This is a genomic window from Streptomyces sp. APSN-46.1, assembly GCF_022815725.1.
In the GTDB taxonomy this organism is placed as follows: domain Bacteria; phylum Actinomycetota; class Actinomycetes; order Streptomycetales; family Streptomycetaceae; genus Streptomyces.
The window spans coordinates 15,814-30,827 of the sequence record NZ_JALGRF010000011.1 but is presented as its reverse complement, the minus strand read 5'-3'; the positions used below and the strand labels follow the sequence as shown (position 1 = coordinate 30,827).

The window sequence follows — 15,014 nt, the reverse complement described above, 5'->3', positions numbered from 1 at the left end:
CCCCGACTAACCCCGACCGCTAACCCCGACCGCGCCCGAAGAGGCCACATCGGTGACCGCCCGTGTGTAGCTTGGGCCATGGTCTGAGACCCTGTTAAGCCAGAGCATGCAATGAGGCTGGGAACCAGCGCACGCTGGCAGCCGGAAGGACGGCCGTGCACATCGTCATCATGGGCTGCGGAAGAGTGGGCTCCGCCCTCGCGCAGACCCTGGAACAGCAGGGGCATACGGTCGCAGTCGTCGACCAGGACCCCACCGCATTCCGCCGGCTGGGAGCCGGATTCGGCGGCCGTCGCGTCACCGGAGTCGGCTTCGACCAGGACACCCTGCGGGAGGCCGGGATCGAGGACGCGGGAGCGTTCGCCGCCGTCAGCAGTGGTGACAATTCCAACATCATCGCCGCGCGCGTGGCCCGCGAGACGTTCGGCGTCGAGAACGTCGCCGCCCGCATCTACGACCCCAAGCGCGCCGAGGTCTACCAGCGCCTCGGCATCCCCACCGTCGCCACCGTGCGCTGGACGGCCGACCAGATGCTGCGCCGCCTCCTGCCCTCGGGCGCGGAGCCGCTGTGGCGCGACCCGAGCGGCGGCGTGCAGCTCGCCGAGGTGCACATCGCCGACGCCTGGATCGGTCACAAGGTGAGCAGGCTCCAGGAGGAGACCGGCGTACGCGTGGCCTTCCTCACCCGGCTGGGCGAGGCGATGCTGCCGAGCTCCCAGACCGTGCTGCAGGAGGGTGACCTTGTCCACGTGATGATGCGTACGGACGAGATCGCCAAGGTCGAAGAGGCCTTCGCCCAGGGTCCCGAGGAGGCAAACGCATGAGAGTCGCGATCGCCGGAGCCGGCGCCGTGGGACGCTCCATCGCGGGCGAGCTGCTGGAGAACGGCCACGAGGTGCTCCTCGTCGACAAGGCGCCGACCGCCATCTCGGTCGAGCGGGTGCCGCAGGCCGAGTGGCTGCTGGCCGACGCCTGCGAGATCACCTCGCTGGACGAGGCCGCGCTGCAGCGCTGCAACGTGGTCATCGCCGCGACCGGTGACGACAAGGTCAACCTGGTCGTCTCCCTGCTGGCCAAGACCGAGTACGGGGTCCCCCGCGTCGTGGCGCGGGTCAACAACCCCAAGAACGAGTGGCTCTTCAACGAGTCCTGGGGCGTCGATGTCGCGGTCTCCACGCCGCGCCTGATGTCGGCCCTGGTCGAGGAGGCCGTCAGCGTCGGCGACCTGGTGCGGCTGCTCCGCTTCAGCCACGGCGACGCCAACCTCGTCGAACTGACCCTGCCGGCCGACTCCTCGATGGCGGGCACCCAGATCAGCGAGATCACCTGGCCGGAGGACACCTCGCTCGTCACGATCATCCGGGGCAACCGGGTGCTCACCCCGCACGGCGAGGAGACCCTGGAGCCGGGCGACGAGCTCCTCTTCGTGGCCGCCCAGGCCCGCGAGGAGCAACTGGAGGACCTCCTCCAGGCCCGCCGTTAGCCCTGCGGGCACGCTCGACGGAACACGGAGGGGGCGGGGTGACCACCAGGTCACCCCGCCCCCTCTGGCGTCACCGCCCGGCAAGTTCAGCCCCGCCGGCGTCACCGCCCGGCAATTCAGCCCCGCCGGCGTTTGAGGCGCGGGGTCCGGGGCAGAGCCCCGGCCGCGGCGCCGCACCGGGCCTGCGGAGTGCGGCTCAGCCCGTACCCCGGTCCCGAGCGGCAGCGTCCTTGGCCTCCCACTCCGCGATCACGTCGATCGGCGGCGGCGCCTTCGCCAGGAAGAGCCAGGTGAAGTACACCGCCAGCACCATCGGCGGGAGCTTCAGCGCGATCAGCACCCAGCCCAGCTGCGTCGCGTCGCCCCACCAGTACAGCGGGAAGAGGATCGCGTACTTGGCGAGGAAGATGATGCCCCAGGCCAGACTGGCCTTGGTGTACGCCTTCTTGCGCCCGGGGTTGCGGGTGCGCCAGGACAGGTTCTCCTTGAACACCGGTCCCAGGACCACGCCCAGCAGCGGGAAGCCCACGAGCGCCGACAGCGTGAAGGCCACCCCCAGACCGGCCCCGTAGATCATGCCGGGAAGGTAGAAGCCCTTCGCGCTGCCGGTGAAGAGCGCGAAGGCCACGCCCACGCCCACGCCGAAGACCCCGCTGAAGGCGTGCTTGACGGTGTCCTTGCGCAGCAGCCGCACGATCACCAGCAGGACCGCGACCGCGCCCGCCGCGATGGCGGACATCTTCACGTCCCTGTTGATCGTGTAGATCATGACGAAGAGCAGCCCGGGGAGCATTGTCTCCACGGTGCCGCGAATGCCCCCGAAGGCGTCGAAGAGGGCCGCCTGGGTCACGGCCTTCTGGTCGGCGGAGGGATCCGCCGAGGGCTCCGGGCTGGTCGGTTTGTCGAGTGACGTCACCGGTTACTGCTCCTGTCCGAGCGGTCGGAGTTCGTACTTCGGGTTGAAGAGCACCCGTCGCCCATGGCTCATCGAGATCCGGCCGGAGGCGATCATGCGCCGCCCCGGTTCGATTCCCACGATCGAGCGACGTCCGAGCCACACCACGTCCAGCGCGGCCGAGCCGTCGAACAGCTCCGCCTGCAGTGCCGGTACGCCGGCCCGCGGCCGCAGGGTGACGGTACGCAGGGTTCCGGTCACCTTGACTATCTCGCGGTCGTGGGAGTCGGAGATCCGCGTACATCCCGCGGCTTCTGCGTCCTCCTGCAGCTCCGCCGAATGCAGCTCCTCCTGCGAGGTGGACAGCCGCTCTATCATCCGGCGGAACCGGCCCGCCGGCCTTGCCGGTTTCGCGGGCTTCTCGGGACGCGGTTCAGCACTCATAGAGGAAGCGTACCGGCGCCCCCACTACCTCTCGAAGCGGTATCCCATGCCCGGTTCGGTGATGAAGTGCCGCGGGTGCGACGGATCCGCTTCGAGCTTGCGGCGCAGCTGGGCCATGTAGACCCGCAGGTAGTTCGTCTCCGTGCCGTACGTGGGACCCCAGACCTCCTGGAGGAGCTGCTTCTGGCTGACCAGCTTGCCGCCGTTGCGGACCAGTACCTCCAGCAGGTGCCACTCGGTAGGGGTGAGGCGTACGTCGCGCCCCTCGCGCACGGCCTTCTTGGCGGCCAGGTCCACCGTGAAGCCGTCGGTCTCCACGATCACCTCGTCCTCGCCCGTGCCGGCGCCCGGCTCGGCCCGGCGGACGGCGGCGCGCAGCCGGGCCAGCAGCTCGTCCATGCCGAAGGGCTTGGTGACGTAGTCGTCGGCGCCCGCGTCGAGGGCCTCCACCTTCTCGTCGGAGCTGTGCCGTGCGGAGAGGACGAGGATCGGGACGCGGGTCCAGCCCCGCAGGCCCTTGATCACCTCGACGCCGTCCATGTCGGGCAGGCCGAGGTCGAGGACGATCACGTCGGGGTGGCGGGCGGCCGCGAGTTCCAGGGCGCCCGCCCCGTCGGCGGCCGCGTCGACCTCGTATCTGCGTGCCTTCAGATTGATCACGAGAGCTCGGACGATCTGCGGCTCGTCGTCCACCACGAGCACCCGGGTCATTGAGGTCCTGCTTCCTGTCGTATCGGGTCAAGGTCCACGCGCTCGGTGCGCGTGGGTGAATCGGCGCCGAAGGCACCGAAGGCACCGTCCGGGCCCGCCGCGTCGTCCGCGGTGGCATGTGGTGCGCGGTCGGGTGTCACCGCGCGAAGGGTGAGCACCATGGTGAGTCCGCCGCCGGGGGTGTCCTCGGCCGCCAGGGTGCCGCCCATGGCCTCCGCGAAGCCGCGGGCCACCGCCAGCCCGAGCCCCACCCCGGCCCCGCGCGGCGCGTCGCCGTGCCGCTGGAACGGGGCGAAGATCCGGTCCTTGGCCTCGTCGGGCACGCCCGGCCCGCGGTCCACGACGCGCACCTCGACGCGGTCGCCGAGGACACTGGCCGCCACCAGCACCGGCTCCCCGAGCGGGCTGTACTTGACGGCGTTCTCGACCACGTTGGCCACGGTCCGCTCCAGCAGCCCCGGGTCCACCGCCACCATCGGCAGCGTCTCGGGCACGTCCAGCACCACGGTGTCCTCCGGTACGCCGCCCAGCGCCATCGGAACCACCTCGTCGAGGTCGATCTCCCGGATCAGCGGGGTCACGGTGCCGGTCTGCAGCCGGGACATGTCCAGCAGGTTGCCCACCAGGTGGTCGAGGCGGTCCGCGCCCTCCTCGATGCCTTCGAGGAGCAGGGCCCGGTCCTCCTCGGACCAGTCCACGTCCTCGGAGCGCAGCGAGGACACGGACGCCTTGATCGAGGCCAGCGGCGTACGGAGGTCATGGCTGACGGCGGCCAGCAGCGCGGTCCGGATCCGGTTGCCCTCCGCCAGCCGGCGCGCCTCCTCGGCCTCGCCGACCAGCCGCTGCCGGTCGAGTACGACGGCGGCCTGCGCGGCGAACGCGCCGAGCACGCGCCGGTCCTCGGCGGGCAGCACCCGCCCGGACAGTGCCAGCGCCATGTGGTCCCCGATCGGCATGTCCACGTCGGCGTCCTCGGGCCGGCCGGCCGGGCTCGGCCCGACGCTGCCGGCCGGCTTCCAGGGCTCGACCTCGCTCGCGCGCTCCAGCAGGGCCACCGACTCCATCGAGAAGGTCTCGCGCACCCGCTCCAGCAGCGCGTCCAGCGTGTGCTCGCCGCGCAGCACGCTGCCGGCCAGGAACGAGAGGATCTCCGACTCGGCGCGCAGCCGGGCGGCCTGGTGGGTGCGCCGGGCGGCCAGGTCCACCACGGAGGCCACGGAGACCGCCACTCCGAAGAAGACCGCGATGGCCACGACGTTCTTGGGGTCGGAGATGGTGAGCCGGTGCAGGGGCGGCGCGAAGTAGTAGTTCAGCAGCAGCGAGCCGACGGCCGCCGAGGCCAGTGCCGGGAACAGCCCGCCCAGCAGGGCGGCGGCCACCGTCAGCGACAGGAACAGCAGCATGTCGTTGGCGAGCCCGAGGTCGGCGTCCACATGCGTGAGCAGCACGGCCAGCAGGACGGGGAGAACCACCCCCACCACCCAGCCGGCGGTGATCCGCGTCCGCCCGAGCCGCGCCGCCGTGCGGGCCACGGGCAGGCCCCGGCCCTTGGCGACCTCCTCGTGCGTGACGATGTGCACGTCGAGGTCGGGTCCCGAGTCGCGGGCCACGGTGGCGCCGACGCCCGGGCCGAAGACGTACTGCCAGGCCTTGCGGCGGCTGGACCCGAGAACGATCTGGGTGGCGTTGACCCCCCGCGCGAATTCCAGGAGCGCGTCCGGGACGCTGTCGCCTATGACGTGGTGAAACGTTCCGCCGAGGTCCTCGACCAGGGTCCGCTGGACCGCGAGCTCCTTGGGCGAGGCGGAGGTGAGGCCGTCGCTGGCGGCGATGTAGACCGCGAGCACCTCCCCGCCGGCTCCCTTCTCGGCGAGCCGGGCGGCGCGGCGGATGAGCGTACGCCCCTCCGGCCCGCCGGTCAGGCCCACGACGATGCGCTCGCGGGCCTGCCAGGTGGAGCGGATGTCGTGCTCGCCCCGGTACTCCCGCAGGTACTCGTCCACCCGGTCGGCGACCCACAGCAGCGCCAGCTCGCGCAGCGCGGTCAGGTTCCCGGGCCGGAAGTAGTTGGACAGGGCCGCGTCGACCTTGTCGGACGCGTAGACGTTGCCGTGTGCCATCCGCCGCCGCAGCGCCTGCGGGGACATGTCCACGAGCTCGATCTGATCGGCGCGCCGGACCACCTCGTCGGGTACGGTCTCGCGCTGGCGCACCCCGGTGATCGACTCGACCACGTCCCCGAGGGACTCCAGGTGCTGGATGTTCACGGTGGACACGACGTCGATGCCGGCCCGCAGCAGCTCCTCCACGTCCTGCCAGCGCTTGGCGTTGCGCGAGCCCGGGACATTGGTGTGCGCCAGCTCGTCCACCAGCGCCATGGCGGGCCCGCGGGCCAGGACCGCGTCCACGTCCATCTCGGGGAAGTCGGCGCCCCGGTACGACATGGTCCTGCGCGGCACCTGCTCCAGGCCGTGCAGCATCACCTCGGTACGCGGCCGCCCGTGGTGCTCGACGAAGCCGACGACGCAGTCGCCGCCCCGCTCCACCCGGCGGTGGGCCTCGGAAAGCATCGCGTACGTCTTGCCCACGCCGGGTGCCGCGCCGAGGTAGATCCGTAGCTTGCCGCGTCCCATGCGCTCATTCTCGGGGACGTTTGCCCCGTTCACGTACCTGTGTGCGCCTTTACGGCCATCCCTGACGCAGCTTTGACGCGGTCGCGGCCGGGCCGGCCGCGGCCGGGCATGCGAAGGCCGGTGGGCCGTCCCCCGAAGGAGGAGGGCCCACCGGCCGGAAACATGTGTACGCAGGCGTACGGCGGAGGCCTGCCGGCCCCCGCGGGCGGGATCAGCGGACCTCGGTGATCTCCGGACCGCGCTCCAGCTGGCCCATGCCGCCGCCGAAGCGGGAGCCCTCGGACTCCTCGGCCGTCTGCACGCCGTCCGGCACCATCTGGGCGTCGTTCGGCAGCTTCAGGACGATCGGGTCGCGCGGGGCCATCGGGCCCTCGCCGCGGACGACGACGGTGTCCCGGAAGATCTGCTCCAGCACACCGGCCGACTCGGGGCGTACCGCGCCCTGACCGGAGATGACGCCGCGCAGGAACCAGCGCGGGCCGTCCACGCCGACGAAGCGCACCAGCTGGGCGCCGGTCTGCCCGTCCGGCAGCGGCACGGGCACCTGCGCGCGCAGCTCCCAGCCCAGCGGACCCTGGACCTCGTCGATGATTCCGCCCTGCTGGGTGATGCCCGCGGCGATCTCCTCGCGGACCTCGCCCCAGATGCCTTCCTTCTTGGGCGCCGCGAAGGCCTGCAGCTGCACGGCGCTGTCGCCGAGGACGACGGTCGCGGCCACGATCGCGTCACCCGCAACCTCGACACGCAGCTCCATGCCCTCGACACCGGGTACGAGAATGCCGCCCAGGTCGACCCTGCCGTCCTCGGGGTTGCCGAGCACCTCGGAGACGTCCCAGGGCCCGTCCGGGCGCGGGGCCGGCGGCAGGTTCACCCTGCGCGGCGTGGCGGTGGCGTCGAGGTCTTCGGCGCCGTCCCGCTCATCGGCGTGCGCGCCGTCGACGACCTGCTCGGCCGCGCCGCCGTCCTTGACGGAGTCGTTCTTCTTGCGACGTCCGAACACGTCACTGTCCTTCCCGGTCGGTTACGACCGAAGCGTAGCCATTCCCACCCTGCTGACCAGCGCCGGATCCGGCCACGGCCGCATGACCGCCGGTGGAGCCGAAACCCCCCTCGGCCCGGGCCGAGCCGGGAAGTTCCGCCACCTCGTGGAAGCGCACCTTCTCGACCCTCTGGACAACCAGCTGGGCAATGCGGTCGAAACGCTCGAACCTGACGCTCTCGCGCGGGTCGAGATTGACCACGATCACCTTGATCTCTCCACGGTACCCGGCATCCACCGTCCCGGGGGCATTCACGAGCGCGAGCCCGCAGCGGGCGGCGAGGCCCGAGCGCGGGTGCACGAAGGCGGCGTACCCGTCGGGCAGCGCGACGGAGACCCCGGTGGGCAGTACGGCGCGCTCGCCGGGCTCCAGCTCGGCGGCCTCGGTGGTGACCAGGTCGCAGCCGGCGTCGCCGGGGTGGCCGTACGCCGGAATGGGAACTTCCGGGTCGATGCGGCGGATCAGCACGTCGATCGCATGACGCGGGGCGTGGTTGTTCTGGGACATCAGGGGTTCACCTCAAAGGCGCGTGCGCGCCTGACCTGGTCCGGGTCGGCCATGGCCGCCTGGATCTCCTCGGGCCGACCGTTGTCGATGAAGTGGTCGACCTTCACTTCGATGAAGAGGGCGTCGGCGCGCACCGCGACCGGGCCCGCCGGGCCGCCTATCCGGCCCACGGCCGTGCAGTAGATCTTCCGGCCGGCGACGGCGGTGACCTCGGCCTCCAGACACAGCACGGTGTCCACGGGCACGGGCCGCACGAAGTCGGTCTCCAGCCGTCCGGTCACCGCGATGACGCGCAGCAGCCAGTTCAGCGAGCCCAGCGTCTCGTCAAGTGCGGTGGCCAGGACGCCGCCGTGGGCGAGGCCGGGAGCCCCCTGGTGGGCGGGCTTGACGGTGAACTCGGCGGTGACGCGCACGCCCTCGCCCGCCCGGGCCTCCAGCTGGAGTCCGTGCGGCTGCCCCCCGCCACAGCCGAAGCAGTGCTCGTAGTGCGCGCCGAGGAGCTCACCGGGGGCCGGGGCATCGGGGTGCCGGACCGGCGCGGTGGCCTCGGCCGGGGGCGTCAACGCTGTGTTTCGTCCACTCACAGCCGCAGACCTTACCCGCGCGGCTACCCACCGGTCGCCCCGTGGCAGGCTTGACGCCATGCAGCTCTCCCCCGCGCACCACGACGAACGTCTCACCGCCCCCCGCTCCTGGTGGGGCATCGCCGCGCTCACCGGTCTGGCCTGCGCGCTGATGCTGCTGCCGCTGGGCGGGCTGCCCCTGCTGGCCGGCCTGATCGGCGGCACCGCGCTGGCGGGGACGCTGGTGAGCTCGTACGGCTCCGCGCGCGTGCGCGTGGTGAACGGTGTGCTGGCGGCCGGCGACGCCCGGATCCCGGCGACGGCCCTCGGCGAACCGGAGATCCTGGACGCGGAGGAGGCCCGCGCCTGGCGGACGCACAAGGCCGACACCCGCGCCTACATGGTGATGCGCAGCTACGTTCCGACGGCGGTCCGCGTCGAGGTCACCGACCCGGCGGACCCGACCCCGTACGTCTACCTCTCCACCCGCGAGCCGGAGGCCCTGCGGGCGGCCATCCTCGCGGCGAGGTCCAGCAGCTCCGCCGGGGGCACCTCCCAGCCGTAGCCGGGGAGATTGAGGCCCGGCGGCGGCGCTCAGTCCTTCGCGTCCTGGTCGGCGACCTCAAGGGCGGCCGCGATGGCCTCGGGAAGGGGCTGGGCGGGCTGTTCCAGGGGCGGCAGCTGCGGCAGGGCATCCCACGCCACGGCGCGCCTCCGCAGGTCGGCACGTACCTTCTCAGCGACCTTGCGGGTGTCCCGGCGGTTCATGACGGCGCCCACGGCCGCGCCCACCATGAACGGCATCAGGTTGGGGAGGTTGCGGAACGTCCGCTTCATGATCTGCTGGCGCAATTCGCGCCTCATCTGAAGACCGAGGGCCGCGTTCAGCGTCGCGGGCTTGGTCAGGTCCACCCCGCGCTCCTCCGTCCACGCGGCGAGGAAGGCGAGGCTGCGGTCCTTGAGACCGCCGGGCGGCCGCAGGCCGTACACCTCGTGGAGTTCGGCGACGAGCTTCAGCTCGATCGCCGCGACCGCGGTGATCTCGGCCGCCAGCTCCGCCGGCATCGCGGGCGGCACCGGAAGCATGGCCGCCGCGCCGATCCCCGCACCCACGGCCGAGGTGGCGTTGGCGGCGCCCGCGATCAGCTTGTCGGCAAGCTGATCGGGACCGAGGCCCGGGAACTGCGCGCGCAGCGTCGCGAGGTCCCGCACCGGAACGCGCGGGGCGTTCTCGATGATCCGGTCGGCGACGTGCAGGCCGGCGGCCCTCACACTGTCGCGGCCCTTGCGCACACCGTTCCGGACGGCTTGCATCCGACGGGCCCCGGTCTTGCTCCGGGACCCCTCATCAGCGTCTGTGGCCGACGGCACCGCTGGGGCGGTGTCGGGGGTCACGGCACTCGTCTCGAAAGCGGGGGCGCCGGGGGCTCCGGGGCCCGTTTCCGGGCCCGTGGATCCCGCCTGCGTCTCCGCCGGACCACCCTCTTTTCGGAGACGTCGCCGGAGGCTTCGCTTCCGAAAGGGCGTCGAGCCTGTCACGGCCCTGGCCGCTCAGTCGCAGTCGCGACAGATCGGCTGACCGTTCTTCTCGCGCGCCAGCTGGCTGCGGTGGTGCACGAGGAAGCAGCTCATGCAGGTGAACTCATCGGCCTGCTTGGGCAGGACCCGGACGGCCAGCTCCTCGTTGGAGAGGTCCGCTCCCGGAAGTTCCATTCCTTCCGCCGAGTCGAAGTCGTCCACATCGACGACTGAGGACGACTTTTCGTTGCGCCGGGCCTTCAGCTCTTCAATGCTGTCGTTGTCGACGTCGTCGTCGGTCTTGCGCGGGGTGTCGTAGTCCGTTGCCATTGTTCGCTCTCCCCCTCTGGGATTTAGCGGTGTCTCAGCGCACGTAACGCGCGAGAGGCCGGACTTGTGCCCGACCTGAGGCGGAGATTTTGCCTCACATCAAGGTCTGTTACTCAATCGACACCCAGCCGCCTGCCCGAAGGAGCAATTGGCTGGGATGACGACCGGGACCGTACACGGTCCGGGGGCCGTCCTGCACGAACGCCACCCCGTGTATTTCCCGCCATTGGAGGCACCGGAAACCCGGACTTCCCGGGCTTTCCGGCCTTCCTGAGGTCACTGAACGCACATGACCGGACACTCGACCATGTGATCGATCACACAGCTACCACTGTCTCGCGCATTGGACCGTTCAGCCAACAGCGAACAGCTCGACGCCCTGGTCGCAGTTGGTAGCGGCTGGTCACAGGGGCAACGTGACACGCATCACGAGGCCACCGCCCTCGCGGGGGGTCGCCTGGATGCGGCCGCCGTGAGCGCGGGCCACGGAGCGCGCGATCGAGAGACCGAGCCCCACACCCTTGTCGCTGCCCGTTCGCTCCGTACGCAGCCGTCTGAAGGGCTCGAAGAGGTTGTCCACCTCGTACGCGGGAACCACGGGACCCGTGTTCGAAACCAGCAGCACCGCGTGGCCGTGCTGGACCTCGGTGGTGACCTCCACCCAGCCGCCCTCCGGCACGTTGTACCGGACGGCGTTCTGAACCAGGTTGAGGGCGATCCGCTCCAGCAGCACGCCGTTGCCCTGGACGACGGCCGGCGCGCGCTCGCCGCGGATCTCCACGCCCTTCGCCTCGGCCTCCCCGCGCGCCTGGTCGAGGGCGCGCGAGGCGACCTCCGCCAGGTCCACGGGTTTTCGCTCGACGATCTGGTTCTCGCTGCGGGCCAGCAGCAGCAGGCCCTCCACCAGCTGCTCACTGCGCTCGTTGGTGGCCAGCAGCGTCTTGCCCAGCTGCTGGAGCTCCACGGGCGCGCCGGGATCGGAGAGGTGCACCTCCAGCAGCGTCCGGTTGATGGCGAGGGGCGTCCGCAGCTCGTGCGAGGCGTTTGCCACGAATCGCTGCTGGGCCGTGAAGGCCCGCTCCAGGCGGTCGAGCATCTCGTCGAAGGTGTCGGCGAGCTCCTTGAGCTCGTCGTCCGGACCGTCCAGTTCGATGCGCCGGGTCAGGTCGGAGCCGACCACCCGGCGGGCGGTCCGGGTGATCTTGCCGAGCGGCGAGAGCACCCGTCCGGCCATCGCGTAGCCGAAGGCGAAGGCGATGATGCTGAGGCCCAGCAGGGCCATCAGCGACCGGCTGAGCAGGTCGTCCAGGGCGTGCTTGCGCTGGTCGAGGATGCACTGGCTGATCGCGGCGTTGAACTGGTCGATCGACTGGTCGGTGCCGACCCCGGAGCAGGTGCTGCTCGCGACCTCGACCTTCGTACCTCCGACGATCTTGAACGGCAGGGCATTGCCCTCCCGCAGGGCCTGCGCGGCCAGCAGGTAGATGATCGACAGCAGCAGGATGCCGGCGATCAGGAACATCCCGCCGTACAGCAGCGTGAGGCGTATCCGGATGGTCGGCCGCAGCCAAGGGAAAGGACCCTCGGGCTGGCCGGGGTCCCAGGTCGGTTTCGGTGGCGCCGCCGGTGGCGCCGGGGTGGCGGGCATCGTCATCAGATCCGGTATCCGGAACCGGGCACGGTCACGATGACGGGCGGCTCGCCGAGCTTGCGGCGCAGCGTCATCACCGTCACGCGCACCACGTTGGTGAACGGGTCGGTGTTCTCGTCCCAGGCCTTCTCCAGCAGCTGCTCGGCGGAGACCACGGTCCCCTCGCTGCGCATGAGCACCTCCAGCACCGCGAACTCCTTGGGCGCCAGCTGCACCTCCTTGCCCTCCCGGAACACCTCGCGCCGGTTCGGGTCGAGCTTGATGCCGGCCCGCTCCAGTACGGGCGGCAGCGCCACCGTCGTACGCCGCCCCAGGGCGCGCACGCGGGCGGTCAGCTCGCTGAAGGCGAACGGCTTGGGCAGATAGTCGTCAGCGCCCAGCTCCAGCCCCTCGACCCGGTCGCTCACATCACCGGAGGCGGTCAGCATCAGCACCCGGGTGGGCATGCCGAGCTCGACGATCTTCCGGCAGACGTCGTCACCGTGCACGAGCGGGAGGTCCCGGTCGAGCACGACCACGTCGTAGTCGTTCACACCGACGCGCTCCAGGGCGGCGGCGCCGTCGTACACGACGTCCACGGCCATGGCCTCCCGGCGCAGTCCGGTGGCCACCGCATCGGCGAGCAGCTGCTCGTCCTCGACGACGAGTACGCGCACGTCGTTTCCTTCCTCAGAGCCCGGTAGGGCACACGTGTATGGCGCGTCCATCCTGCCGGTTTCGGCCGTAAACCGGCTGTAAGACGCCGCTCCGCACCCGTGCGGGGGCGGAAGTGAGGATTCCCTGGCCTCACGAGGTTTCTGCGCCCAGGGTGCCGGGGAGGACCCTCTCCACACCCCAATCACTCCCTGACGGCGGACAGCCACGTGCTCGCCCGCCGCGACCCACGCAGAGGGGGCGCACCCATGGACGCATTCACCGCGGGTCTCCTGCAGCGCATCAGGAACACGCAGTCGGACCTCAAGCAGGCCCGCGAGACGGGCGACGACTACCTCGCGGATGTGGAGCAGGCGGAGTTGGAGGATCTCCAGCGCCTCGCAGCCGAACACGGCGTACCCGTATCCGCCTGCTGACCTTCACCGGAACCCCGGCTGCCCGACAGGGCGGCCGGGGTTCCCCGTTTTTTCAGGCCCGCTCAGTCGTGCCAGGCCCCGGCCTCCTCCAGCAGCGGCTGCAACGAGGCGAACACGGCCGGCGTGGCCGCCAGGACCAGTTCCCCGGAGGCGGGCATGCCGGGACGGCCGCCCGTCACCGCACCGGCCTCCCGCGCGATCAGCCCGCCGGCCGCCAGGTCCCACGGGGCCAGCCCCCGCTCGTAGTACCCGTCCAGCCGCCCGGCGGCCACGTCGCACAGGTCCAGCGCCGCCGCCCCGCCCCGCCGGATGTCACGCACCACCGGGATGACCTGCCGGACGACCTCCGCCTGGTGCGCCCGCCGCGCCTGGAGGTACCCGAACCCGGTCGCCAGCAGCGCCTGGTCCAGCGGCGCGGCCGCCCGGCAGGCCAGCCGGCTCGTCCCCAGCCACGCACCGCCGCCCAGCACCGCGTGGTACGTCTCCCCGCGCATCGGGGCCGCCACGACCCCGGCCACGGTCTCGCCGCCGTACTCGGCGGCGATGGACACGCCCCAGCTCGGCAGCCCGTAGAGGTAGTTCACGGTGCCGTCCAGCGGGTCCACGACCCACCGGACCCCGCTCGTGCCCGGGACGTCCGCGCCCTCCTCGCCCAGCAGCCCGTCCTGCGGCCGCCGCTCCGCGATCAGGGCGGTGATCAGCTTCTCCGCCGCGATGTCCATCTCGGTCACCACGTCGATCGGGCTGGACTTGGTCGCCGCCACCCCCAGGTCCGTCGGCCGCCCGTCGCGCAGCAGCTCTCCCGCCTGCCGGGCGGCGTCCAGACCCACGGCCAGCAGTTCGGCCTTCAGTTCCTCGGAGATCACTATCGTTCCCATTTCCTAGGCGTACGGACTGTCGGCGCCCGCGGCCGCCGGCCGGGGCGCCCGCGCCGGGCAGCAGCCCACGGCGCAGAGGTCGTGGCTCGGGCCCAGCAGCCCGAGCGCGCACCGCTCCACGCTCTCGCCGCGTTCGGCCGCGGCCCGCTCCAGCACGAGGTCGCGTACCGCGGCCGCGAACCGCGGGTCCGCTCCGACCGTCGCGGACCGGGCCACGGGCAGGCCGAGTTCGGCGGCCTTGGCCGTGGCCTCCGTGTCGAGGTCGTAGAGGACCTCCATGTGGTCCGAGACGAAGCCGATGGGCACCATGACCACCGCCGGGGCGCCGGCCCCGTGCAGGGCCTCCAGGTGGTCGCAGATGTCCGGCTCCAGCCAGGGGATGTGCGGGGCGCCGCTGCGCGACTGATAGACGAGCTCCCAGGGCAGCTCGGTGCCCGTCTGCGCCCGTACCGCGTCCGCGACCACCCGGGCGACGTCCAGGTGCTGCTTGACGTACGCGCCGCCCTCGCCGTTCCCGGTGTGGTCCTCGACCGGCCCGGACGTGTCCGCGGCCGCCGTCGGGATCGAGTGGGTCGTGAAGGCGAGGTGGGCGCCGGCGCGCGCCTCGGCCGGAAGCGACTCCAGCGCCGCGAGCACCCCGTCGATCATCGGCCGCACGAACCCGGGGTGGTTGAAGTAGTGCCGGAGCTTGTCGACCCTCGGCAGCTCCAGGCCCTCCCCGGCCAGGGCGGCGAGGGAGTCGGCGAGGTTCTCCCGGTACTGCCGGCAGCCCGAGTACGAGGCGTACGCGCTGGTCGCGAGCACCGCGATGCGGCGGTGCCCGTCCTGGACCATCTCCCGCATCGCATCGGTCAGGTACGGGGCCCAGTTGCGGTTGCCCCAGTACACGGGCAGGTTGAGGGCGTGCTCGGCGAAGTCCGCGCGCAGCGCCGCCAGCAGCTCCCGGTTCTGCTCGTTGATCGGGCTGACCCCGCCGAACCCGAAGTAGTGCTGCCCGACCTCCTTGAGCCGCTCGCGGGGGATCCCGCGCCCGCGCGTGACGTTCTCCAGGAAGGGCACGACGTCGTCGGGTCCCTCGGGGCCGCCGAAGGACAGCAGCAGGAGGGCGTCGTAGGGGGCGGCGGGCCCGCCGGCGGGCGGGAGGAGCTGGTCTGACATGGATCGAATCCTGCCACCCGGCGTCCTCGGGCGGGAACCGGCCCGGCCGTGACCCGACCCGCCCCACAGGTAAGGTGACCCTAAGTTGTTCGGAACCTTCCCCATGCGCGTGCCGTGTCGGCAGTCGTAACCT

17 protein-coding genes are annotated in these 15,014 nt (G+C 71.6%); 4 read left to right on the top strand and 13 right to left on the bottom strand.

From position 1 onward, the window contains the following. The first annotated feature begins 155 nt into the window (after positions 1-155). Together MTF65_RS24255 and MTF65_RS24250 are read left to right on the top strand one after the other, a co-directional pair. Positions 156-824, top strand: a complete 669-nt coding sequence (locus MTF65_RS24255; RefSeq protein WP_243631045.1) for a TrkA family potassium uptake protein — start codon at positions 156-158, stop codon at positions 822-824. Then, entirely contained in the window at positions 821-1,483 is a 663-nt protein-coding gene (locus MTF65_RS24250; protein ID WP_243631044.1) for a TrkA family potassium uptake protein, read from the top strand. The genes MTF65_RS24255 and MTF65_RS24250 overlap by 4 nt, the downstream gene beginning before the upstream one ends. Positions 1,484-1,679: 196 nt before the next feature. Here the strand turns inward: MTF65_RS24250 and MTF65_RS24245 are convergent, their stop codons facing one another. The 7 genes from MTF65_RS24245 to MTF65_RS24215 form a co-directional block, all read right to left on the bottom strand. Continuing rightward, positions 1,680-2,399 carry a DUF3159 domain-containing protein gene (locus tag MTF65_RS24245; protein WP_243631043.1) on the bottom strand — a complete coding sequence of 240 codons (720 nt, stop codon included), beginning with the start codon at positions 2,397-2,399 and terminating at the stop codon, positions 1,680-1,682. Positions 2,400-2,402: 3 nt separating this feature from the next. Further along, on the bottom strand, positions 2,403-2,822 hold the full coding sequence (locus tag MTF65_RS24240; RefSeq protein ID WP_243631042.1) for an OB-fold nucleic acid binding domain-containing protein: 420 nt from the start codon (positions 2,820-2,822) through the stop codon (positions 2,403-2,405). A gap of 24 nt (positions 2,823-2,846) precedes the next feature. Next, a complete protein-coding gene (locus MTF65_RS24235; protein WP_243631041.1) occupies positions 2,847-3,533 on the bottom strand; it encodes a response regulator in 687 nt (228 codons plus the stop codon). Next, on the bottom strand, positions 3,530-6,166 hold the full coding sequence (locus MTF65_RS24230; protein WP_243631040.1) for a sensor histidine kinase KdpD: 2,637 nt from the start codon (positions 6,164-6,166) through the stop codon (positions 3,530-3,532). The genes MTF65_RS24235 and MTF65_RS24230 overlap by 4 nt, the downstream gene beginning before the upstream one ends. Before the next feature lie 211 nt (positions 6,167-6,377). Further along, positions 6,378-7,166, bottom strand: a complete 789-nt coding sequence (locus MTF65_RS24225; protein ID WP_243631039.1) for a DUF3710 domain-containing protein — start codon at positions 7,164-7,166, stop codon at positions 6,378-6,380. A 1-nt stretch (position 7,167) separates the two neighbouring features. Then, a complete protein-coding gene (gene dut / locus MTF65_RS24220; protein WP_243631038.1) occupies positions 7,168-7,713 on the bottom strand; it encodes a dUTP diphosphatase in 546 nt (181 codons plus the stop codon). Then, entirely contained in the window at positions 7,713-8,297 is a 585-nt protein-coding gene (locus tag MTF65_RS24215; RefSeq protein WP_243631037.1) for a PaaI family thioesterase, read from the bottom strand. The genes dut and MTF65_RS24215 overlap by 1 nt, the downstream gene beginning before the upstream one ends. 58 nt (positions 8,298-8,355) lie before the next feature. On the opposite strand from MTF65_RS24215, the gene MTF65_RS24210 reads away from it, so the two are divergent. After that, positions 8,356-8,841: a DUF3093 domain-containing protein gene (locus tag MTF65_RS24210; RefSeq protein ID WP_243631036.1), complete on the top strand. Its 486-nt coding sequence runs from the start codon at positions 8,356-8,358 to the stop codon at positions 8,839-8,841. Positions 8,842-8,870: 29 nt separating this feature from the next. Here MTF65_RS24210 and MTF65_RS24205 read toward each other — a convergent pair whose 3' ends face one another. From MTF65_RS24205 to MTF65_RS24190, 4 genes are all read right to left on the bottom strand, one after another. Continuing rightward, entirely contained in the window at positions 8,871-9,815 is a 945-nt protein-coding gene (locus MTF65_RS24205) for a hypothetical protein (protein ID WP_243631035.1), read from the bottom strand. 12 nt (positions 9,816-9,827) lie between these two features. Continuing rightward, entirely contained in the window at positions 9,828-10,124 is a 297-nt protein-coding gene (locus MTF65_RS24200) for a DUF4193 domain-containing protein (protein WP_008741351.1), read from the bottom strand. Between the two features lie 403 nt (positions 10,125-10,527). Further along, positions 10,528-11,772 carry a HAMP domain-containing sensor histidine kinase gene (locus tag MTF65_RS24195; RefSeq protein ID WP_243631195.1) on the bottom strand — a complete coding sequence of 415 codons (1,245 nt, stop codon included), beginning with the start codon at positions 11,770-11,772 and terminating at the stop codon, positions 10,528-10,530. Positions 11,773-11,777: 5 nt separating this feature from the next. Further along, the gene (locus MTF65_RS24190) at positions 11,778-12,431 is read right to left on the bottom strand and encodes a response regulator transcription factor (protein WP_243631034.1); all 654 of its coding nucleotides are present in this window, start codon (positions 12,429-12,431) and stop codon (positions 11,778-11,780) included. Positions 12,432-12,677: 246 nt separating this feature from the next. Between MTF65_RS24190 and MTF65_RS24185 the strand changes: the two genes are divergently transcribed. Further along, positions 12,678-12,845, top strand: a complete 168-nt coding sequence (locus MTF65_RS24185) for a hypothetical protein (protein ID WP_243631033.1) — start codon at positions 12,678-12,680, stop codon at positions 12,843-12,845. 62 nt (positions 12,846-12,907) lie between these two features. On the opposite strand, the gene MTF65_RS24180 is transcribed toward MTF65_RS24185, so the two are convergent. Next, entirely contained in the window at positions 12,908-13,723 is an 816-nt protein-coding gene (locus MTF65_RS24180) for an inositol monophosphatase family protein (RefSeq protein ID WP_243631032.1), read from the bottom strand. A 3-nt stretch (positions 13,724-13,726) separates the two neighbouring features. Further along, positions 13,727-14,881, bottom strand: coding sequence for a ferrochelatase (locus MTF65_RS24175; protein ID WP_243631031.1), 1,155 nt, complete (start codon positions 14,879-14,881; stop codon positions 13,727-13,729). Positions 14,882-15,014 lie beyond the last annotated feature (133 nt).

Bases quoted from the DNA above. Each gene is read 5' to 3' on its own strand.
- MTF65_RS24195 (WP_243631195.1), bottom strand. From the start codon at position 11,772: ATGCCCGCCACCCCGGCGCCACCGGCGGCGCCACCGAAACCGACCTGG.
- MTF65_RS24175 (WP_243631031.1), bottom strand. From the start codon at position 14,881: ATGTCAGACCAGCTCCTCCCGCCCGCCGGCGGGCCCGCCGCCCCCTAC.
- MTF65_RS24185 (WP_243631033.1), top strand. From the start codon at position 12,678: ATGGACGCATTCACCGCGGGTCTCCTGCAGCGCATCAGGAACACGCAG.
- MTF65_RS24250 (WP_243631044.1), top strand. From the start codon at position 821: ATGAGAGTCGCGATCGCCGGAGCCGGCGCCGTGGGACGCTCCATCGCG.
- MTF65_RS24230 (WP_243631040.1), bottom strand. From the start codon at position 6,166: ATGGGACGCGGCAAGCTACGGATCTACCTCGGCGCGGCACCCGGCGTG.
- dut (WP_243631038.1), bottom strand. From the start codon at position 7,713: ATGTCCCAGAACAACCACGCCCCGCGTCATGCGATCGACGTGCTGATC.
- MTF65_RS24240 (WP_243631042.1), bottom strand. From the start codon at position 2,822: ATGAGTGCTGAACCGCGTCCCGAGAAGCCCGCGAAACCGGCAAGGCCG.
- MTF65_RS24235 (WP_243631041.1), bottom strand. From the start codon at position 3,533: ATGACCCGGGTGCTCGTGGTGGACGACGAGCCGCAGATCGTCCGAGCT.
- MTF65_RS24210 (WP_243631036.1), top strand. From the start codon at position 8,356: ATGCAGCTCTCCCCCGCGCACCACGACGAACGTCTCACCGCCCCCCGC.
- MTF65_RS24200 (WP_008741351.1), bottom strand. From the start codon at position 10,124: ATGGCAACGGACTACGACACCCCGCGCAAGACCGACGACGACGTCGAC.
- MTF65_RS24180 (WP_243631032.1), bottom strand. From the start codon at position 13,723: ATGGGAACGATAGTGATCTCCGAGGAACTGAAGGCCGAACTGCTGGCC.